Source organism: Candidatus Cloacimonas sp., assembly GCA_039680785.1.
Taxonomy (GTDB): Bacteria; Cloacimonadota; Cloacimonadia; order Cloacimonadales; family Cloacimonadaceae; genus Cloacimonas.
Genome location: JBDKSF010000068.1, coordinates 85,726 through 107,917, shown reverse-complemented (window position 1 = coordinate 107,917; position 22,192 = coordinate 85,726). Strand labels below are relative to the sequence as shown.

Annotated in this window: 17 protein-coding genes; 5 read left to right on the top strand and 12 right to left on the bottom strand. The window is 39.8% G+C overall.

What is annotated here, in order from left to right; translation table 11 throughout:
* Positions 1-161 precede the first annotated feature (161 nt).
* The 5 genes from ABFC98_04705 to ABFC98_04685 all read right to left on the bottom strand — a co-directional run bounded on the left by ABFC98_04705 (position 162) and on the right by ABFC98_04685 (position 8,121).
* On the bottom strand, positions 162-1,358 hold the full coding sequence (locus tag ABFC98_04705) for a YgeY family selenium metabolism-linked hydrolase (GenBank protein ID MEN6445326.1): 1,197 nt from the start codon (positions 1,356-1,358) through the stop codon (positions 162-164).
* The gene (locus tag ABFC98_04700) at positions 1,351-1,476 is read right to left on the bottom strand and encodes a hypothetical protein (protein ID MEN6445325.1); all 126 of its coding nucleotides are present in this window, start codon (positions 1,474-1,476) and stop codon (positions 1,351-1,353) included. The genes ABFC98_04705 and ABFC98_04700 overlap by 8 nt, the downstream gene beginning before the upstream one ends.
* On the bottom strand, positions 1,473-2,801 hold the full coding sequence (gene ssnA / locus ABFC98_04695) for a putative aminohydrolase SsnA (GenBank protein ID MEN6445324.1): 1,329 nt from the start codon (positions 2,799-2,801) through the stop codon (positions 1,473-1,475). The genes ABFC98_04700 and ssnA overlap by 4 nt, the downstream gene beginning before the upstream one ends.
* Before the next feature lie 130 nt (positions 2,802-2,931).
* Complete coding sequence (locus tag ABFC98_04690) at positions 2,932-4,209, bottom strand: amidohydrolase family protein (protein MEN6445323.1); 1,278 nt, start codon at positions 4,207-4,209, stop codon at positions 2,932-2,934.
* Between the two features lie 1,617 nt (positions 4,210-5,826).
* Entirely contained in the window at positions 5,827-8,121 is a 2,295-nt protein-coding gene (locus ABFC98_04685) for a M14 family zinc carboxypeptidase (protein MEN6445322.1), read from the bottom strand.
* Positions 8,122-8,416: 295 nt separating this feature from the next.
* Here ABFC98_04685 and rpmE point away from each other — a divergent pair, with 295 nt between their 5' ends.
* The 5 genes from rpmE (at position 8,417) to ftcD (ending at position 13,700) form a co-directional block, all read left to right on the top strand.
* Positions 8,417-8,626, top strand: coding sequence for a 50S ribosomal protein L31 (rpmE, locus tag ABFC98_04680; GenBank protein MEN6445321.1), 210 nt, complete (start codon positions 8,417-8,419; stop codon positions 8,624-8,626).
* Positions 8,627-8,704: 78 nt separating this feature from the next.
* Entirely contained in the window at positions 8,705-9,682 is a 978-nt protein-coding gene (locus tag ABFC98_04675) for a DUF1385 domain-containing protein (GenBank protein ID MEN6445320.1), read from the top strand.
* A 6-nt stretch (positions 9,683-9,688) separates the two neighbouring features.
* Positions 9,689-10,756, top strand: a complete 1,068-nt coding sequence (gene prfA, locus ABFC98_04670) for a peptide chain release factor 1 (protein MEN6445319.1) — start codon at positions 9,689-9,691, stop codon at positions 10,754-10,756.
* Entirely contained in the window at positions 10,757-12,010 is a 1,254-nt protein-coding gene (locus ABFC98_04665) for a hemolysin family protein (GenBank protein MEN6445318.1), read from the top strand.
* A gap of 16 nt (positions 12,011-12,026) precedes the next feature.
* Positions 12,027-13,700, top strand: coding sequence for a glutamate formimidoyltransferase (gene ftcD / locus ABFC98_04660; protein MEN6445317.1), 1,674 nt, complete (start codon positions 12,027-12,029; stop codon positions 13,698-13,700).
* A 525-nt stretch (positions 13,701-14,225) separates the two neighbouring features.
* On the opposite strand, the gene ABFC98_04655 is transcribed toward ftcD, so the two are convergent.
* The 7 genes from ABFC98_04655 to ABFC98_04625 all read right to left on the bottom strand — a co-directional run bounded on the left by ABFC98_04655 (position 14,226) and on the right by ABFC98_04625 (position 22,063).
* The gene (locus ABFC98_04655) at positions 14,226-14,894 is read right to left on the bottom strand and encodes a uracil-DNA glycosylase family protein (GenBank protein MEN6445316.1); all 669 of its coding nucleotides are present in this window, start codon (positions 14,892-14,894) and stop codon (positions 14,226-14,228) included.
* Positions 14,895-14,981: 87 nt separating this feature from the next.
* Positions 14,982-15,857, bottom strand: coding sequence for a hypothetical protein (locus ABFC98_04650; GenBank protein MEN6445315.1), 876 nt, complete (start codon positions 15,855-15,857; stop codon positions 14,982-14,984).
* Positions 15,858-15,947: 90 nt separating this feature from the next.
* Positions 15,948-16,208 (bottom strand): S4 domain-containing protein, encoded by a 261-nt coding sequence (locus ABFC98_04645; GenBank protein MEN6445314.1) that lies wholly within the window; start codon positions 16,206-16,208, stop codon positions 15,948-15,950.
* Entirely contained in the window at positions 16,183-19,098 is a 2,916-nt protein-coding gene (locus ABFC98_04640) for a PAS domain S-box protein (GenBank protein ID MEN6445313.1), read from the bottom strand. Before ABFC98_04640 ends, ABFC98_04645 begins: the two co-directional genes overlap by 26 nt.
* The gene (locus ABFC98_04635; GenBank protein ID MEN6445312.1) at positions 19,095-20,303 is read right to left on the bottom strand and encodes an acetate kinase; all 1,209 of its coding nucleotides are present in this window, start codon (positions 20,301-20,303) and stop codon (positions 19,095-19,097) included. The genes ABFC98_04640 and ABFC98_04635 overlap by 4 nt, the downstream gene beginning before the upstream one ends.
* Positions 20,304-20,486: 183 nt before the next feature.
* A complete protein-coding gene (locus ABFC98_04630) occupies positions 20,487-21,059 on the bottom strand; it encodes a hypothetical protein (GenBank protein ID MEN6445311.1) in 573 nt (190 codons plus the stop codon).
* On the bottom strand, positions 21,056-22,063 hold the full coding sequence (locus tag ABFC98_04625) for a T9SS type A sorting domain-containing protein (protein ID MEN6445310.1): 1,008 nt from the start codon (positions 22,061-22,063) through the stop codon (positions 21,056-21,058). Before ABFC98_04625 ends, ABFC98_04630 begins: the two co-directional genes overlap by 4 nt.
* Positions 22,064-22,192 lie beyond the last annotated feature (129 nt).

Here is a 22,192-nt window from a genome sequence, read left to right as displayed (position 1 = left end):
AAATAGGTCTGGGATGAACAAGGTAGCAAGGATTTTCCACCCCTCGACTTCTCGACCCCTCGACTTTTTCACTTTTCCACTTTTTTCGGCGGAACGGCGTCCGCCGGTACCCAAAACTATCACTGGGTTTGACCTCTCGACTTCTCGACCTCTCGACTTCTTCATCCCTGCCCCAATTTATATACCAAAGCAGCATAAAACGCAGCCGCCTTCGTTAAATGTTCAATCGGGATTGCTTCATTGGGTGAATGAGCATAAATTTCATTGCCAGGTCCTAAGCCAATACAAGGAATTCCTTTCATACCGGCAATTGCCACAGCATTGGTAGAAAAAGTCCATTTATCTATAACTGGCTCCATTTCTAAGGTCTGAAAATAGGCATCGGCTGCATTTTGCACATAAACAGAATCCAAAGGCGTAACCCAAGTTGGATAGTATTTTTCGGTGGGATAAACCAACCCTGTATATGCCTTTTCTGCATAGGATAGAACCTCAATTTGGGCATCAGGATAGCCAGCTTTGATACAGGCATCTTGAACTTCGGCAACAGCACTTGCTTTATTTTCTCCCCAAGTTAAGCGTCGGTCTAAATGTAAGCGAGCGCTATCCGGAACTGCACATTGACTGGGTCCTGTAAAAAATACCTGAGTAACACAGATACTGCCTTTACCCAAAAAATCATCCGAACGCAAGTGCTGATGCAACTTTTCTATTTCCAACGCAATACGCGAGATTTTATATATGGCATTATCTCCGCGTTCGGGAGCAGAACCATGACAGGAAAGTCCTTTTATTCTTACTTCCATTTCCATTCTGCCGCGATGACCACGATAGATATTAAGATTTGTAGGTTCTGTAATAACAACCAGTTCGGGCTTAATTTCGCCTTCGTTTAGAATATATTGCCAACATAACCCATCGCAATCCTCTTCCATAACCGTGCCGGTAAAATAAACGCTCAAGTCCTTTGCCAAATTCAGGTCTTTGATAATGCGAGCGGCTGTCAGCATACTTGCCATTCCACCTTTTTGATCAACGGTTCCGCGACCCCAAATCTTCCCATCTTTCAAATGAGCGTCAAAAGGATCAAAATCCCACAGTGAAAGGTCTCCCGGATAGACAGTGTCTATATGTGCGTCGAAGGCAATCACTTTTTTTCCACAGCCCAGGCGGCCTATCACATTTCCCAAAGGATCAATATATGCTTCATCCATTCCTATTGCTTGCATTTCTTTCAGGATGCGCATTGCCACTTCTTTTTCCATAGTAGAAAAAGAGGGTATTTTTACAATGTCCATCAGGAAACGAGCGTTGGCATCTTCATAGTGTTTGGCTCGGGCATAAATTTCTTTATACATAATCGCTTCTCCTTACATTATCTTTCAGCAGATTACCTAAAATCAATAGGTCTGGGATAAACAGGATTATAGGCATTTCAGGGATTATTACATTATAATAAAGCTGCACTTGCTTCACATCCTCTCCCAAAGTTTTTCCGCACACTCTTTTGCTTTGGCTATTATCTCTTGTTCATCAAGATTGAGCAGTAATTCACCTTCCCACAGCAAAATTCTTCCCTGGCAAATAGTTGCATCCACTTTCGCTTGGGAAATTCCATAAACCAGATGTCCCATCCAATTTGCTTCCGTTAGGGGTGTATAGGGTTCATAATCTACCACAATAATATCTGCCGGACTTCCTTCTTTTATCGTTCCGTGTTTTTCACCCCAATATTTTTGTGTTATAAGAGGATTATTGAAAACGAGGGCAGAGGCAATTTCTGTAAAGCCACGAGAAGGATCATTTTGTTTCCAATGTTGTGCCCAAACCCCAATGCGTAATTCTTCCAGCATATTATTGGTCATTGCATCGGTGCCGAGACCAACTGTTACGCCCAGTTCTTTCATTTTACAAACATCGGCAATTCCCACGGCATTATTTAAATTGGATTGTGGATTAGTAACTATGGCAGCTCCTTTTTCCGCCGCCAAAATAAGTTCCTTGGCATTCAAATAAACACAATGTGCCAGAATGCTTTTACCATTTAGCAGATTAAAATCGTTTAAGCGTTCCACAACTCTTTTGCCGTAATGTTCCACATTATATTTTTCGTCCGTTTCCGCTTCAGCAGAATGAATATGGATACCACAATTAAGTTCTGCAACTTTATCGGCAATTTTGGATAGGGTTTTATCGGAAAGAGTGAATGCCGCGTGCAGACCAAAAAGTCCTTTCAAATAAGGACTGGGATTATTTTGGCAGTGTTTCAGCCACTGGTAATTTTCCTCTATTCCGGCTTCGGCAATTTCTGCCCCATCTCTATCTGAAACCTCATAGCACAAAGACGCCTTAATGCCTGTATCCAAAATCGCTTTAGCAATTTGAGACAGAGAATTCTGCACACAAAAAGGAGAAGAATGATGATCAATTATAGTGGTTGTTCCTTTGCGGATGGATGTTAACGCTGAAACTAAAGCGCTATAATAAATATCCTCTTTTAGCAGGTTTTTATCGAGACGCCACCAAAGATTGCTTAAAACTTCACTAAAGTTATGGGAAACAGCGGTTTTCGTTAAGCCAGTGGCAAAAGTAGAATAGAAATGATGATGAGCATTTATGAGCCCGGGTAAGATAAATTTCCCTTCTACATCTATGCGTTCACAGGCATCATCTTTAAAGCAGTCCAGAGCTCCGATTTTAACAATAAATCCATCTTCAATCAAAATTGCCTGCTGTTCCAAAAGCGGTTTATCCGCATCAAAAGTTAGAATTGTTCCACCTTGCAGGATATATCTATTCATCGTTTTCCTCTTGTCTGAATTTGATATTACATTAAAAAGGAAGAGTGCGATAATTGTCAAGTTTGATTGTTTGTTTCAAACAATCCGGTTCGCTCTAAAATTAAAACTGATTCTAACTATAGCGGAGGGTTCAAATCCAAGTAGAATTATTATGTCTGCGTTTAGGATTGGTGCTTCTGGCTAAAAATGAGCCCTGTTTTAGCGTGGAGAAATTTTCGCCGGCAACTTGCTTTCCTTTTAGATAAATCGCTTTAAAGCTGCCTATCAGTTCTGTTGTTTGTCCTTTATTGCCCTTTATGATAGTGGTTTTTTCCGGATCGTAAAGCACAAAATCGGCATCTGAACCAGGGTCTAAAGAGCCCTTCTCCGGATATATTCCTAAACGCTTAGCGGCGTTTTCGCTGGTCATTTTGAGGCAAGTGGCAAGCGGAATCTTTCTTTTTTTCCACAGTTCAGAAAGCACCCACAAATATGAATACTTCATCATTTCCGGATCGCTGCCTTGAAAAAGTTCGCAATAATCCGGATGTTTTTTCTGCACAGCGGCACAATTGGAGAACAGATAAATTTTATTCGTCCGCAACAACTCAAACAGCAAATCGGCATAATCGGCAAAGTCACATTGAAAGGGCGAGATAAAAACATCAGGATTGTAAAGCGCCATCAAATCTGCAAAGCAAAGAGCAAAAGAGATATCACTTCTTTTGGAAACGCTGTTAATGAACTCAATTGTAGGATAGGAAGAAACACGCGGTATATGAATTGGATTTTCTTGCATTCGGCGTAGGATTTTTTTTATCGCTTCCATCTGAGCGGTGAGATTAAATGCGGGGAAATTCTCATAATCATAGCCCTGAAAGGCAAAAGCAGTATCGCTTTCATATATATCCAGAAACAAATCCATAATTTCCGCAAAACTGATATCCGGAATGGCAGGATTGGGAGAAGGGACAGCCAAAGAAATTCCTGTTACGCCTTTATTCCAGATTTCCTGAGCGGCTTCAGAATGATAAGGATAATCTCCAATGTCAATATGTCCCCAGAAAGCCAATGAAGTATAGGAATTAGCATTCGCCAAAGCGATTTGCTTTTTCAAAGCCGCATTGCTAAAAATAGGATTATTGGTATGATAGCTAAGTTCGGAAAGGGTTGTCCAACCACCTTCCAGAGCAATTTTAGTATTCTGGGAAAGTGATTCTGCGGCTTCAGTATCTTTGGTTAAAAAATGAGTATGAGGGTCAATCGCTCCGGGAAGCATCAATAGACCTTTTGCCTCAATTACTTCCACATCTTCTTCCACTTCAATGTCTTCCGTGGAAAGCTTTAGTATCTTATCTTCAAACAGCACATTCACTTTTTTCAAAGCCGCCGAAGAAGTTGGCAGAGAAACGGATTTAAGTAATTTCATAATATCTTACCGCAGGCACGGAACAATGTATGCCTTGGTTTTCTTCCGGTTCATAAAGTTTCTTCATAGAATATACTTTTTTCCTTCTCCTCTTTCTAATGCGTGTCTGCAGCTCTATTTTTATTTAGCATATTTTAATTCCACTACGCCTCATTTAAACAATTTTAATTGCTAAATTTTTGTCAAGCTTTTACTGCATTTTTTCTCAAACCCTTTTCTTTTAGGGGTAGCGGAGTTAGCCAAAAGTATAAACATTTGAATAAGTTACAGCTATATGCCTTGCCTCAATTATTTTTGCGGGAGGCAATGCACCGTCTGTTTAAGCGAGGATATTTAGGTATCAAAATTGCGTTTTTAGCTTTAGGGATGGGGTTAAAACCTGAATGTTTAGGGCCTGCCAGCACTATTTTTGGGTATAAGCTAATTAGTTGACACTTAGGGAATTATCTTATAGCTCTCTTACACTTCTCTTACACTGCCGTAGTTCCGTTAGAGAAGTGCTACGGAATTGTTACTCTAATGCTATGCGATCTTGCTATGGTGAATAGGCATTTTAGGAGGAGGGGCCACCGAAGACACCGAAAATATTTCACGCAGATTACGCAGATTACGCAGATTTGTATTTTAGAAACAAGGATTTAAGGTGTGAATGTTAGAAACAAGGATTTCAGGGAATATTTAGCCACCGAAGACACCGAAAATATTTCACGCAGATTATGCAGATTTGTATTTTAGAAACAAGGATTTCAGGTGTGAATGTTAGAAACAAGGATTTCAGGGAATATTTAGCCACCGAAGACACCGAAAATATTTCACGCAGATTACGCAGATGACGCAAATTATATAGATTAAAAATAGATAATAGGTCTGGGATGAACAGGATTTTTAAGATTTATAGGATTTCTAATTTAAAGTCCCATCGGGACGACAGGTACTAACGACGGGTTTTAACCCGGCGCACAAAGAAACAAAAAAATTAGTTCCGTTAGGAACGACAGGTACTAACGACGGGTTTTAACCCAGCGCACAAAGAAACAAAAAAATTAATCCCATCGGGACGACAGATTTGAGCGATGTGTTTTAACCCGGCGCAAAAGGATACATATAAAAAGACCCAGAGTGACTATAAGCAATAAAGTAACTTATATTAGAAATCCTATAATCCTAAAGAGCATTTTCTTTCCGGACAAAATATCTTTTTGGGTGATGAGGACTTCAACTTTCCTGTATTTTTGCGACAGGTTAAAACCTGTTTTTAAAACCTGTCGTCCCGATGGGACTTATTTAACTATCTTAACTACAACGGGTTAAAAACCCGTCGTTAGTATGTGTCGTTCCTAACGGAACTATGATTTTAAGGACAATCTATATTGCGTAACAAGTAAAAACTATATGTATGATAAAATCAAAGCGAGGTGGTGTAAATAATCTGTCGGCTGTCGTCTTTAAGTCAAAATCGGCCTATTCTACGAGATTATTGGTGACATTGTTCAAAAATGGGAAAAAGAATGAAAGTGATGGAAAATCACAAGTAAAGCCGATTTTAACTCAAAGGGCGATAAAATCAAAGCGATGGGAGCGTAAGCCCCTCGAAATGTTTGGTGAATAAAAATCGTTTTATTTCAAAAGCAGCATTTTCCGATTTTGGGATTTGCCGTCTGCGATCATTTTATACAAATAAATTCCGCTGCTAACACTTCGTCCACTATCATCTTTTCCATTCCAAACATATTGATAATCACCCGAGGGTAAATCGGCATCTAAGAGGGTCTTTACCAATTGTCCTTTCTGATTGTAGATTTTTAAGCTAACTTTACCGCCATTTGCCAAAGTAAAACTTAGAGTGGTTTCCGGATTAAAGGGGTTGGGATAATTTTTATACAACAAAGTAAGCGGCGTAACTGAATTATGAGGGTCATTATTATCGGTGGCGGTTCCGCTGGTGATTAAAATATTATCCAATGTCCAACCTGGATCGGTCAAATCCACATCCGTGGAGGAATCGGTAAGGCGAAATCTTAAAAAAATGGACTGTCCAGCAAAGGCATTCAGGGAAACAAATTCTTTTCTAAAAGTATCCCACTGCCCGGATTTAGTCCAAATTTCCTGCCAATTAGTTCCATCGGTGGATACCTCAACTCGGCAGGGGTCATAATTCCATTCCGTATAAAGGTGAGAATCGAAAATTAACCAAGTATTATTGGTAGCTGGAATCTGAATTGACTGAATAGTTTTAATCCAAACATCGCAATTCATAGCGTAAAAACCATTTCCTCCAATGCTATCGGTGATGGCATATCCGTTAGCGGCAATCTGATTTTGCACTTTCCAGGGTCCGTTAATTTCCCAGGTAGAACTTCCATTTTCCCAGTCCTCGTTAAAAATAGTAGTTACCGCACTAAGGTTAAACTCTTTATGATTGCTTCCTTCTGTCAGATTTATTGTCCCTAAATAAGGTGTATAGCCCGCAGCGTAAATCTGGATAGGATATTCTCCCGCGTAAGTATTCAAGTTGGCAAAACCATTTACCAAAAGAGTATCAGGAAAAACATCACCGATTATGACTCTGGCAGAAATGGGTTCTGCACCGCTCCGAACTCCAATTCTTAAAGTAGATGCCGGTTTGGGTTCCAGATTTATCTGAATGGGAGTCCAGGAACTGTTATTAACTGTCTGATTATTGATAACCTTATCGTAATAACCCTTTTTTCGAGCAATGACAGTGTAAGATCCGCTTGCCAAGGGACGATAAAATTTTCCACTGGAAGCAAAAGAAGTTCGGGGACGAAACCAAGGAGCGCTATGTTGCTGAATGATAATTTCTGCCTCGGTTGGAATGCCATTGGCAGTAACTGTTCCCGTAAGCATAGCAGAAGAAGGAACATCGGAACTAATCCTTAACGCCCGGTTAATCAGCCAACGGACTCCATTGCTACAACGCTGAATGGTTCCAGCCATAACCGTTGCATCCGGTTGAAGATCTTTGGTTCCACATTCCACTAAGAAAGCGATGGTGCCATATTGCTGATACAGCCAATCGTGAAAGGCACCCTGACGGCTCAAATTAGGGTATGCCTGATAAGTTCCCGTGCCATCCTGTTTGAGAATTTGAGAAGCAAAACCTGTAGCAATGGAGGCAGTAAAATTTAGGTCGGGACTGGGACGAACATTTTTCCAGTTAAAAGGATAGTAAAGCTTTTCCGATAAATCACCTGTGCGCGAAGAATGCCAGCAGACCGCATAGATAAATTTGTATTGCTCACAAAGCTGCTGAAATCCAATTATTTCACTTTCACTCATTGAGGCAGGACCGCGGTAATAATCATATTGTTCATCTCCCACCGGACAATAAAGGGTATCACCATGCACCCAATTAAAGGCAAAATTACGGTTTATATCTACGCCATCAATATCCCCACCGGTTACCGGATTAAAATCAAAAATGCCGTTGTTATTGTTATCTCTTTTATTTTTACGATAGGAAACATCCAAATTTGCCGTAACTACATTATGCCCTTCCGGATTGAGCGTGGGTATAAACCACAAATCAAGCTGGGCAATCCATTGGTAATAAGGGTATTGACTATGATTAGTTAATATTTCGGCAATGTTAGACATAGTGGTTTGCACTCCCAAAACCTCTTCCGCATGCACTTGACCGACAAAAAGCAAAGCTGGCTCATCTTCATTTTGTTCTACATTATCGGAAATTCGCATAGCATAAATTGGAATATGCTCCTGTTGAGTATAGCCAATGGTATAAAGTTTGGCTATATCGGGATGTTCCTGCTCATAACTTTGCAATAAACTGTAAATTTGGTTATAAGTATAATAACAGGAAGGCAAAGTGGCACCTAACATCAAGGGCAAGAATAATATTGCGCATATAACTAACTTTTGGGTTGATTTCATTATCGCTGTTTCCTTTTTTTCTTCTCTTATTTTAATATAATGCAATTTCCGTTCCACGCAAATTCCTCTTTGAATTAAGGAAAAGGTAATGTCCCATTCTGATGACTTCGTCTATCCTGTTATCTGTCAGCGCTATTTTTTTTAGTTGGGCTAAGTAAAAAAGCTTGCGTTGCTTAATAAAGACCTGTTCGCTTTTTTTTGTAGATGGGACTTTCTCACTTTTGTATTGACATTTTTCAGCCGGCTAATTTAATGGAACAAATAGGTTTATTTATAAACAAGGAGAACAATATAAATGAAAAAGGGAATCCATCCTAAATATGAATTGGTGACAGTTACTTGTGCCTGCGGCAATACATTTCAAACCAGAAGCACAAAAGATAAACTGCAGGTAGAAATTTGTAATGCCTGTCATCCTTTTTATACCGGAAAGCAGAAGATTATTGATACAGCCGGAAGAGTAGAGAAGTTTAACAAAAAATATAATCTTAAACAGGATAATTAGGGTTTTAACCCGATTAACGCCATTTTTTCGTTTCCAAAATGTGGAAAAATGGCGTTTTTTCTATCTTAGGAAATGAATATGCCTGAAAAGAAAGAAATTAGCGTTGGTGGACAAGCTGTAATCGAAGGTGTGATGATGCGCGGTCCAGATAAATTGGCAACCGCAATTCGGAGGAAAGATGGCAGTATAGAATTGCTAAAAACATCTTTCATCAGTATCACGCAAAAGAAAAAGTTTCTGGGATTGCCTATCGTGAGAGGTTTTGTTTCGCTTATCGAAATGATGATCATAGGTATTAAGACCCTCACTTTTTCTGCCAATCGTTATGAGCTGGATTTGCTTGCCGAAGAAGAAGCAAAGGGCAAAAAGAAGCAAAAAGAGAAAAGCAAAACGGTGGAACAAACGGAAAATGTTATCAGTTATGTAATTGCCTTTGGCTTGGCTTTTTTGCTTTTTGGCTGGCTGCCATATAAACTGGCGGACTGGATGCATCTTTCGCGCAAGGATGTTTTGTTTAATTTATTTGCCGGAGCTATCCGAATTGTCTTTTTTGTGCTTTATGTTTACCTGATTTCGTTGATGAAAGATATCAAACGCCTTTTCCGTTATCACGGTGCAGAGCATAAAAATGTAAACGCCTATGAACATAATTGCCCTCTCGTTATAGACAAAATACAGAATTGGTCAACAATTCATCCCCGTTGCGGAACAAGTTTCATCTTCTTCGTGCTGCTAATCAGCATTCTCCTATTTTCCATTGTGGATACTTTGGTTTCGGCTTATGTTTTACATACTCCCGTTCCAGTTTATTTGCGTTTAGGATATCATATTTTGTTGCTTCCGCTTATTTCAGGCGTATCTTATGAAGTGCTGAAATTTTCCGGAAAAAACTTGAATCATCCTATCGTAAAACTGTTAACCGTTCCCGGAATGGCTTTACAACATATAACCACTCAGCCCCCAGATGATGATATGATAGAAATTGGTTTGGTAGCGATGAAAGCTGCTTTGGATATGGATATAAGCGAACATAATGTAAAAATCGTGGAGGAATGATTCCCCTTGCTACCCACGGAAAAACTGAAGGCACTGGAAAACGAACTGAAAGAACTGCAGGATCAAATTAGCGATCCGGCTTTGATAAACGACACCAAACGCTATAAAGAATGTCTGCGACGCTTTAAAGAGCTGAAAGAAATTAACAATGGGTGGAAACATTATCAGACCTTGGCAAATCACTTGGAAGAAGTGCACGAACTGGAAAAAAATGAATCCGACCCAGAAATGATTGCTTTGATAAAAGAAGAAGATGCCTCACTGCAACAACAACTGGAACAAGCGGAACAAAAATTACGCGATCTGCTGATTCCCTCTGATCCTAACGATTCCAAAAATGCCATTGTGGAAATTCGGGCTGGAACAGGTGGAGAAGAGGCAGCCCTTTTTGTTGCCGATTTATTTAGAATGTATAGTCACTATGCCGAAATGAAGGGCTGGAAAATGGAAGTGATTTCTATGAACGAAACTGAATTGGGTGGCTATAAAGAAATCGTTTTCCAATTAAGTGGCAAGGATGTATATTCGCTAATGCGTTTTGAAAGTGGCGTGCATAGAGTGCAAAGAATTCCCGTAACGGAGTCCTCGGGTAGAATTCATACTTCTGCAGTCAGCGTAGCTGTTTTACCTGAGGCGGAAGATATAGATATAGATATACAGGATAGTGACTTACGCATTGATGTTTACAGAAGTACCGGTCACGGTGGACAAAGTGTTAATACCACCGATTCCGCGGTTAGAATTACGCATCTGCCTACTGGAATAGTTGTCACTTGCCAGGATGAAAAATCGCAGATAAAAAACAAAGCCAAGGCATTGAAGGTATTACGCAGCCGTTTACTGGATGCGGAAATTAGCCGTCAAGAACAAGAAATTGCCAGAGCTCGCAAAGCTCAGGTTTCCACGGGTGACCGCAGTGCCAAAATAAGGACTTATAACTTCCCCCAATCAAGAGTTACGGATCATAGAATTAACTTGACAAGTTATAGTTTAGATTCTTTTTTAGCTGGAAACATAGATGAGTTTATTCAGGCATTGCGTCTTGCTTGGAGAAACGAGAAGGTGAATACATAAATGACTTTGGTTCAGATTGTTCTGATCCTGATCGTATTACTTTTTTTTCTGGCGCTTTGTTTTTTCTTTGCTGGTTTGGAAACGGGAATGCTTTCCATAGACCAGATAAAATTGGAACAAGAAGCCAAAAAGAGTAAAAGTAAAGCGGTCGTTTTACAGTTTGTGCGTCAGCCCGATAAATTTTTAGGTACTACTTTAATCGGTAATAACATCTGCAATGTAATTATAGCTTCGCTTTCCACTTATTTGGTCAATCGTCTTTTTGCTCCTTATTTTGATGCGCATTACACATCTCTATTGGTGGGAGTGATAGTGCTGATATTTGGTGAAATTGCCCCCAAAGCCATTTTCAGAGATAATGCCGAAACCCTTGTCCCGCTTATGTTTCCCTTTTTGAAATTTTTCTATTATTTGCTGAAACCCTTTGTGATGATGGTAACTTGGCTGAATAATTTTCTGCGTAAATTATTCAGAGTGCAGGAAGGGTATCAATATGATTATTTGACTAAAGATGACCTTTCCTTTTTGCTGTCTCAAACAGCGGATGATAATAAGGGCGATAATCAAATTGAGATGATTGAAGATGCTTTGGATTTTACGGAACTTAGCGCGCGCAATGTAATGGTTCCACGCACTGATATTGTTGCCATACAAGAGAAAACAACTCTCGCGGAGGTGATCAATATTGCTCGCAATGAGGGTTTTACCCGCTATCCCGTTTATCGAAATAACATCGATGATATTGTGGGTATCTTTATTTTATACGATATCCTGAAGATGAATTGCACTCCTGATATGACAGCGGGAGAAATTATACACGAGCCGCTTTTTGCTCCTGAAAATACTGATCTGGATGTTCTTTTGAAACAAATGCAAACCGAACAACGCAGTATGACAATTATAGTTGATTCCTACGGTGGAACTGCAGGAATTGTAACTATGGAGGATATTTTGGAGGAAATTGTGGGTGATATTGAAGATGAATACGACACAGATGAAGATGAAAATGCCGTAGAACAGGTTGGACCCAATACTTGGTTAGTAGCTGCCGATACAGAAATTGATAGATTGGCGGATGATTATGGAATAGAATTGCCCGAAGGTGATTATGAAACCATTGCCGGTTTGATTTTAGACCGCTTGGAAAGAATTCCGCATCAAGGACAGGTAGTAAATGTTCCTCCTTATAGTATCCAGGTTTTACAGGCAACTTCAAAACAGATTGTAAAGGTTAAAATACATAAAATAAATTAGATAGAGGTTTTTAAAAATGAAACTGATGGAATGCGTTCCCAATTTTAGCGAAGGAAGAGATAAAACCGTGTTGGAGGCAATTGCTTCCGCTATTAAAAGTGTGCAGAGCGTGGTTTTGCTGGATGTTGATCCCGGCGCCGATACCAATAGAACTGTTTTTACCATAGCTGGAGAACCAGAAGCAGTTATGGAAGCGGCGTTTCAGGCAATTAAAAAAGCAGCCGAACTGATCGATATGAGTAAACATAAAGGCGCTCATCCCAGAATGGGCGCAACGGATGTTTGTCCCTTTATTCCCATTTCGGAAATGACTATGGAAGAATGCGTTGAATATGCTAAAAAATTAGGCAAAAGAGTGGGTGACGAACTGGGCATACCTGTTTACTTGTATGAATATGCAGCTACGAAAGAAGAATGGAAGAATCTGGCTAATATTCGCAGCGGTGAATATGAGGCCTTGGCAGAAAAAGCCAAAGACCCTTATTGGAAACCGGATTTTGGGCCTCATTCTTTTAATGCCAAAAGTGGAGCCACAGCCATTGGAGCCAGAGAATTTCTGATTGCTTATAACATAAATTTGAATACTCGCGATAAAAAGAAGGCAAGTGAAATAGCTCAAATAATTCGGGAAAGCGGTAGAGCGGCAAAAGATAAAAATGGGAAACTGCTTAAAGATGAAAACGGAAATAACATAAATCTACCTGGTTTATTTACTCAATGCAAAGCCGTCGGCTGGTTTATTGAAAGTTACGACCGCGCCCAAATAAGCATAAATCTTACTAACTATAAAATAACTCCTCCTCAACTGGTTTTGGAAAAAGTGCGGGAATTGGCAAGTGAAATGGGTATTCAAGTTACGGGCAGTGAACTGGTTGGTTTAATTCCCAAAGCCGCTTTGGTAGAAGCGGGAAAATTTTACTTAAACCGTTTGCAGGAAAGCACTGGCATTCCGGAAAAAATGATTATGCAAACAGCCATTCAATCAATGGGCTTGGCAGAATTGGCACCCTTCGATGTAGAAAAAAAAGTGATTGAATACGCCATTGCCAAAAAAGACCGGCTGGTGAATCTGAAAATAGATGCTTTCTGCGATTTACTTTCTACGGATGCTCCCGCTCCCGGGGGTGGAAGTGTGGCAGCTTTGTGTTCTGCAATGAGTGGAGCTCTCTCATCTATGGTAGCTAATTTAACCATTGGCAAAAAGGGTTATGAAAAGGTTACCGCAGAAGCGATGAAACTGGCTCCCTGGGGTCAGGAAATTAAGCAAAAAGCATTGGAAGTTATTGATAAAGATACAGATGCCTTTTACGCAATGATGGAAGCAATGCGTCTGCCCAAAAAAACTACGGCGGAATTGGAATTGCGTAAAGCACAAATAGAAAAATGCACTCAGGCAGCAATTAATGCCCCTTTGGAAACAATGCACCTGGCAATTTCCTCCGCTGAACTTGCTTCCCAAATAGCAAAAATAGGCAATGCCAATGCTCTTTCCGATGCCGGAGTGGCTGCTTTAACGGCTAAATGTGCGTCCCAATCTGCCTATTACAATATCCTCATCAACCTGCCAGGCATTACAGATGAGGATTTTAAACAGAAAACCCTCACCGAGGCAAAAGACCTGTTAGAAAAATGTAATTTGCTTTGTGATAATGTAGAAAAAGATGTTTTGGGGATGTTGATGGGGGGATGAGTCGAGGGGTCGAGAAGTCGAGAGGTCGAGAGGTCGAGAAGTCGAGAGGTCGAGAAGTCGAGAAGTCGAGGGGTCGAGAGGTCGAGAGGTCGAGAGGTAAAACCCAGTGATAGTTTTAGGTAGCGGCGGACGCCGTTCCGCCGAAAAAGGTGGAAAGGTGTAAAAGTCGAGAGGTCAGGGGGTCGAGAAGTCGAGAGGTGGAAGGGTGGAAAAGTGAAAAAGTGGAAAGGTGAAACCCAGCCATATATTAGAGTAATGACTATTACATCGTAAATGACGCTGATTCACTGCTTGATTTCTTGCTTTGTATATGCTGATTTGCTGCTTGATATCTTGTTTTGTATATACTGATTCACTGCTTGATTTCTTACTTTGTATATACTGATTCACTGCTTGATTGCTTGCTTTGTATATGCTGATTCACTGCTTGATATCTTGCTTTGTATATGCTGATTTGCTGCTTGATTTCTTGCTTTGTATATGCTGATTCACTGCTTGATTTCTTGATTGGTAAAAGGCGTAGCTTTAGCTTTTAAATTCTTGCGCGTAAATTTTGGCTATCTGATGCAGGCAATCCTCTTTATTGGCAAAACGCATCACACTTCTTGCCGAAGGAGAAGGCAAAATGCCTATCTTTATTTCTCTCTGAACATCAATTGGCAGGATTAGTTTGGTTTGGTTTTCGTCCAGTTTCACTAAGCCCAGTTTTTCTTTTTGCTGGAGGTAGTCCACTAACCAATAATGAACTCTGTTTTTGCTGGTGCAGAGAATTTTTTCGAGAGTGGGGCGGCTCTGCAAAATTGCCCAAATATCCTGATATTCCAAAACCTGCAGTTTAAAATCCGCGGCGCTTGTTCCTTGGCGAGTGAAGCGTAACAGAATATCTGCCATTCCAAGTTTGTATTTGGAGAGAAAGTTCTGCATAAATTCCACCTGATAAGCAGTTCTGCTTTCCCTATCATTCTCTAATGTCCTTAAAGAAGATATACTATCCTTATTTTCGGGTTCAAGAGCCAAAAACAGAATATCCCAAAGCAGGTTGCTGTTGCTACCATAATAATAGTTAATATCCTTATTTTTCAGGTCATTGACATTTCCGGTACAAAAACGATAGGGAGGGGCACTGCCTAAAAGTAAGGTATTTGCCTCTGCAGGTAGAAAAGGTTTATAGGGATGGGTTTGGAGATTTTCCATAGTTATCCAATTCGGATTGCAGGGAACGGCGAGAAAATCGTGTTTACGATACCATTAACGCAGTTTTGGCAAGCTCTGGCTATAGTTTTATGTTTCATCTTCGGGTAACGGCAAATCGGGTAGCGCTGCCTGTCTTTTTTTCCTAATTCGCCAGGCAATAATTACCACTACAGGTAAAATCATAGCCAAAAGAGCGTTTATGCTCCAGAATAAATACTGATAGCTTAAATGCTTTACATATTTGGCAAAGTTCTTATGAAAATCGTAAAGAGAGGTATTATAAGTTATCGTAAAACAATCGGGGAAAGCGGTTTGCATACCACTTCTTTTATTTTCCGCCGCTTGTTCCCAAAATTTCTGCCATTTTTCCGTATTTTTTTCGTTCATATAGCGAACTGCCATACTGGAAGACAAATAAAAAAGTGACCAATCTTCCTTTTTTTCAGGATAGTTATAGCTTAGCCGAAACAGGTCACTTTGTTTACCGAAAAAGCTTTGTTGCAGAAAATAAACATAATGTTCAAAATCTGATTGTCTGGAATAATATACTGCCATCCCTTCGTGAAACCACAGTGGCGTCTGATAAAATATCTGTTCCAGATACCAGTGAATATATTCATGCATTAGCACTTTACGGTGATTTTCCTGAATGGAAACAAGGGGGCGCACATAGATTCTTTTTTCGGTTCCGTTATAGAAAGCGTCGCTGAATTCCACTATTTTTGCCTTTCCCAGAGCAAGAGTTTGATATTCTTCATTACTTTCCATTAGGAAAAGAGGGGCAGGATAGTCGATATATACACCCAAATTCATCTGAAACGAATCTATGTTACCATCCAGCGCTTGCAGCATAGTTTTCAGCGGTTCGGAAACAGGATTGCGAGCATAAACGGCAAGATTATTGGTCTTTAATTGCAGAGTGTAATTTGCACAGAGGCATCCTCCGATAAGCAATAAGAGCAATATAACATAGCATTTGTGCAAGCTATCAATCCTTTTTTTAGCGCAAAAAGCGTCAGCAACTTATAAAAACAACTTAATATACTCCTGTTTTCAGGAAAGATCTTCTTTGCGTAACATCTCGTAATATTTTGTAGTGTCCTTTTTAGCTACATTGCCTTCCGGAATTTTAGTGATCCGGATTTCGTGTTCCGCATTATAGAGCCGAAAGATAATAATATCTCCTTCTTTTACATCGGTTGCCGCTTTTGCCTGTTTATTGTTTACCAATACCAAGTTCTTATCGCAAGCAGTTTTAGCTATGGAGCGAGTTTTGGTAAGGCAGAGTTTATTCAGCAAGAGATCCAGGCGCATCGTTATTACTCTTGTCAAAATTCAATATTTCTCTGATCCGAGTGGCGATATCTCTAATCTTGAAGGGCTTCATTATGAAATCACGAATTCCCCGCTGTCTTGCTTCTTCCATCGAAATTAAGGTGGTAAAACCGGTGCAAATTATAATGGGAATATCGGGGCGGATGGACATCAGTTTGGCAGCCAAATCTACGCCATTCATATAAGGCATCGTAGTATCCGTAATCACGATATCCACGGCATTGGGATTTTTAGTAAAATATTCGTGTGCTTTACGGGGATCTGTAAAGCCCTCAACTTTATAGCCCAAACGCATCATACCCTGTCTGAACACGGAAACTAAGCTTGGTTCGTCATCTACGAACATAAGGGTCTCTGTGCCGCTATAATCAATTTCTTCGTCTTCTTCCATTCCTTCCTGATTAGCTTGTTCCTGTATATACAGAGGAAGATAGATATCAAAAGTGGTTCCGATTCCGGGTTTACTATCCACTCTGATAGCTCCATGGTGTGACTGAATTATGCTATGCACGATGGAAAGTCCCAAACCGGTTCCATCGGTGGCACCTTTAGTAGTAAAATAGGGATCAAAAATCCGGTCTATAATGGAGGGCTCAATACCAGTTCCATTATCACTCACGGATATTTTCAGATATTGGCTTTGTTCAAGTTCAGGAAACATCTGCATATCACTGCTGCGAAAAGCAACTGGCTCAACGGAAACATCTATGTAACCATCATCTCTTTTAATGGCATGCATAGAATTCGTGCCCAAATTGATTACAATCTGATGAATCTGGCTGGGAACCGCCCAAACGGTACTTTTATCAGCCGCATACCTTTCTCTTATTTCTATGGAATGAGGTAAAAAGGACTTCAGAAAACGCACCGATTCTTTTACATGATCCACTAATTCTATTACTTCCGATTTAGATTCTTCCTGACGAGAAAAAGATATCAGCTGGTGAATCATTTCTTTGGCGCGAGTGGATGATTTTAATACTTCCAGCAAATTCATTGCAGCATCGCTTTCGGGAGGTAAATCATCGGCAGCCAGTTCAGTATAGCCAATGATGGCGCTTAATATATTATTAAAATCGTGAGCGATGCCTCCAGTTAAACGACCGAGAGCTTCCAGCCGTTGAGTCCTCTTCATTTGTTCTTCCTGTAAAATTTCATAAGTAATGTCTTTACAGCTGGCAACGATACTGGAGAGGCGTCCCTCATTATCAATCACAGGTTTTACCACCATATCCAAAGTAGCGGTTGAACCATCTTTACGAACCATATCAACTTTTCCGCTCCACGGCTGAGAAGAACGAACCCGCATCCAGGATTGTTTAATTTCCAAATTGTTGTTGGATTTTAAAGGAAGATATTCAAAAGGTTTGCCCAACAGCTCAATTCTGCGGTAAGAGGTTATTTTCTCAAAGATGGAATTTACATATTGAATATCTCCTTCCGGCGTGAAGATAACGATGCCTTCACCTGCTTGTTCCACTGCCTGAACCAAGATTTTGATGTTTTCATCCGCCTGCTTTTTATGCAAAGCGAAAGCTATCTGTTCAGAGATTGATTCCAGCAGCAATTTATCTTCTTCATCATAGAGATCGATATCTTGATAAGATTGCACCACTAAAGCGCCGAGCACTTTTCCGGAAAGGATTAGGGGAATACCCAAAAAGTTTTTGCATTCAACTCCCACCAGTCCAGTAGTTTTTACCCTTCTTTCAATTTCTTTGCTATCCAGCAACAGTGTTTTGGCTTCGCTAATTATTTGTGCTGTTAATGATTGGCTATCATCAGCCACAACGGGAAAATTACTTTCTTCCATTTCATCCACCAGATAGGGAAAAGTAATCAGATTGCTCTTTTCATCGTAGAGGGCAATATAAAAATTGGTGGCGTCAATTATCGTGCTAATTGCCTTATGTATAATTTGAAATAAATCTTCCAACGATTCCGTAATATTTACCGCATGGCTTATTTGATGCAGAATGGAGGTTACTTTTTCCGAACGGTAAGCAGGAGTTAGGTCTGTGGAAATATAGGCAAATATATCTCCTTTAGTTGTAGAGATGGGTAAAATCGTTTGTTTGCGAGCATGAATTTTGTGGTGGTTGTCCGTAAAGGAATATTCCATTTCCATAAATGCTTCGTTAGGTTCAGATAGGATTCTTAGAACATTTTCTTTATTCATCAGGTCTGATTGTTCGAAAGTTACAATTTGACTGAATTCTTTGTAGATATTCCAGATATATTCACCGATTATTTTATTGGCAGGAATACCGAAATGTTCCTCAATCGTATCATTAGCCATAATCACTTTACCGTCTTTTTGGAACAGCATCATTCCATCCGAGGACTGTTCAAAAATACAGCGAAATAATGCCTCGCGTTCTTCCAATTCGTTGCTGGTTAAAGTAAGATTCGTAATATCCTGCATAGCTACAATTACACTTTCATAGTCCTTTTGCTCGCCCAAAGGAATATTCCAAGAAATGTTAAAATAGAGTTTGTTACCTTTCAGGTCATAGTTAATGCCCTGCCCCTGAAAATATTCCTTCTCTTCTGCCACCGCTAAGATCGAATCCAACATAACATTATGCGCTTCATCTTTAAAAATAAGCTGCAGATTATCCAGCAACTCCCGTTTATTCACTGCCTTATAAATACGCAGAGTAGTATTATTCACATCTACTACTTTCAGTTTGTCTAACAAGTCATCGAATTTTTCAGGATTCTCCGTCAGGTATTTACGCAGATCTTCAATTCCATCCTGCTTAAGTTTCTGAACTTCACTTTTAATTTCTCTGAAATCTTCTACCCACAAAGACACAGGGGATTGATCAAACAAGATTCGATAAAACGATTGGCTCAACGCATTCATTTTTCCTGCCTTAATATGTTTTCTGTTTCGCGAGCTATCATCAGCTCTTCATTAGTTGGTATTTTTAGCACGATTACTTTTGCTTCGGCTGAACTTAAAACTTGGATATCATCACTATGTTTGGCATTTTCTTCCAGGTTAATCTTTATGCCGAGCGCTTCCATATCCCGGCAGATAATATCACGAGCAATCGGCATATTTTCACCTACTCCGCCGGTAAAAACCAAAACATCAAGTCCGTTCAGAGCGGCAAAATAGCTGCCGATGTATTTTTTTATGCGGTAGCAATATACATTTAACGCCATAATCGCCTTGGGATTATTTTTTTCCAATACTTCGCTTTCAATTTCCCTCATATCATTGGAAATATGACTCAAACCCAGCATACCGCTTTTTTTATTTAATATGTTATTCACTTCTTCCACTGTAAGTCCAAGCTGTTGTTGCATATGTATCGGAATGGCAGGATCAATGTCTCCGCAACGGGTTCCCATCATCAAGCCCTCTAAGGGAGTAAAACCCATTGAAGTATCTATTGATTTACCATTTTTGATGGCAGAAATGGAAGCTCCGTTACCAAGATGACAGGTTATCACTTTCATATCCGTCAACGGACGGTGTAAAAATTCCGCCGCTTTAAAGCTTACATATTTGTGGCTGGTTCCATGAAAACCGTAACGCCGAATTTTATAGTTAGTATAAAATTCCAGCGGTAAGGGATACAAATATGCCATAGCGGGCATTGTTTGATGAAAAGCAGTATCGAAAACACCGCATTGAGGACATTCCGGCATTTTATTTTTTACTGCTTCTATGCCTTTCAAATTGGCAGGATTATGCAGTGGCGCCAGAGATATACATTCTTCCATCACTTCTACCACATTATCAGTAATTTTCACCGCATCGGAATAATGTTCTCCGGCATGCACCAAACGATGGCCTACTGCATCTATTTCCGTTAGTTCATTCAGAACGCCAGTGGCCGGATCAATCAGCGCTTCCAAAATAAGTTGCAAACCCTGTTCATGATTATCAATCACCATTTCGCGTTTCTTTTTCGTGTATTTGCTACTTTTAAAGGTAAAAAGCGCAATATCTTCCCCGATTTTTTCTACAATGCCCTCTGCCATTAAGTTCTCTGTTTGCATATCAATAAGCTGATATTTAATAGAGGAACTACCGCAATTTAATACTAATATTTTCATATCTTCCCGATCCATTAAATTTCATTGTGCGTCTAATCCTGATTATTTGATTATATGTCAAATGCTTTTTTAACCTTGCTCATTACTCGCACTTTGGCCTTTCCCTTCAGTTTCTGCTCAACTTATGGTAACTTATTAAGCCAAAAGAGCTTAAGCATAATAATCTGAGTTAATCCGTGCACTTCATTTTTCCTTGTTATTTTGCTTGGCCACAAAATGCACTGCTATGTCCTTATCGGGCACAAAATCGTAAAATTCCCAGGTATAACTATCTTTTTTCCGTTTCTGAACCGGAAAAGGCAGAGCGGTTATTTCCACCTTCTTTCCTTTTCTGAGAGTATATTTTGCATAAGGTAAAGGTCTGCCCCAAGCATTTGCTGAAGTAATAATATATTTGGCATAATTTCCTTTCAGTGCCTGAGTATAGATAATTTGCACGGAGCAAAATGACTTTGCGGGCAAAGAAAGTGAAAAAGAAAAACCGTTCTGGGTCTGTTTTTTCATTGTTACTTTGGCATCTTTCCCTTCCTGAATGGCTATTTTTTTTAGGGTTGCCGGCAAACAAACACTATCCACCGGAATCGGAAAATAAATTAATTGGGCAACAGCAATGGTATCGTAATTGGCAAAATAATATAAGCCCTCCATTTCCCACCTCTCTTTTTGGAGGGTAAAATTTAATTCTTCCGCCTCAAAGCTAAGTGCCGAAAGGGCTGTTATGCCGATTATTAAAATAGATAGAACTACATATTTCACTTGATGACGATCAGTTTAGCCGTTCCCAATGCTTTGCCATCGTTCGTTAAACGGACAAAATATATACCGTTGGCAAGCTTGGGAAGCAGCCAATCCACTTCCTTTTTTGTGTATTTTGTTGCGGCAAGTTTGCGTCCTTTGAGGTCATATAAAATCAGTTCTGCCTTACCGGAAATCTTTTGGCCATAAACAATATGTAATGCCTTTCCGGAATTCATATTCAGCACGGAAGGATTTATGATCAGTTTACCGGTAGCAGAGGGCAAAACACTATCCTCTACGGAAATTGGCAATTGCACCGAAAAGGTCTTAAGTTCCGAGGGTTCGGCAAAAAACAGGGTATCAAACACCGTTTCATCATTAAGGGGATTTTTTACCCAAAACCGCGTTTTCATAGGCCATAAATCATCTGTGGCAATGCCTTCCGCATTAGTTATAATCGGATTATTAAATTCACCCCAACCGGATTGACTGTGAAAAACAGAAACACCGGCAACCGGTAAACCGCTTAAATCAGTACATATCACTTGGAGAGTGAATCTGGCAGAACAATATTGTGAACTGCAAACCGAAGGTGAAATATCTTTTGCCCAACCATAAACATTATCACCATTAAAATTATCATAAAGCATTTGAATTGCACATTGAGTATCGTATAAGGGGCTTAAATCATTTTCCAAGCCCTCTCCCCAATGAACCGTATCATCAGTTAATTCTGCAGCTCGTAGCGTAAAATATCCTTGAGCAGGTGTATTACAACTTTCCGGAATTTGAATGAGATGAAACTCCAAAGAATCTGGAGTAATAACAAAGGTAAGTGAGTCCTCGGCATCCAGATAAGTTACCGTTTCAATGTTATAGTAGTGGAAAAATCTGCTTAATTCAATCTTCAGCACATTATCTTCTTCAAACCAGAATCTGCTGATTAAATTTTCCACAATGGGATTTGCCCCAGCGAAGGATATTGCGGTAAAAAGCACGCATAATAGAACAAGGCGTTTCATTTTCCTTTCCTCCTCTTTACTTTCTGAAAAACAAAAACCTTTCTTAATATTATATGCAATTTTTATTCCAGTAATAGGATGGACGCTTGTTATTTATTTTAGAGAGAACTTTAACTTTAGCTGATTTCG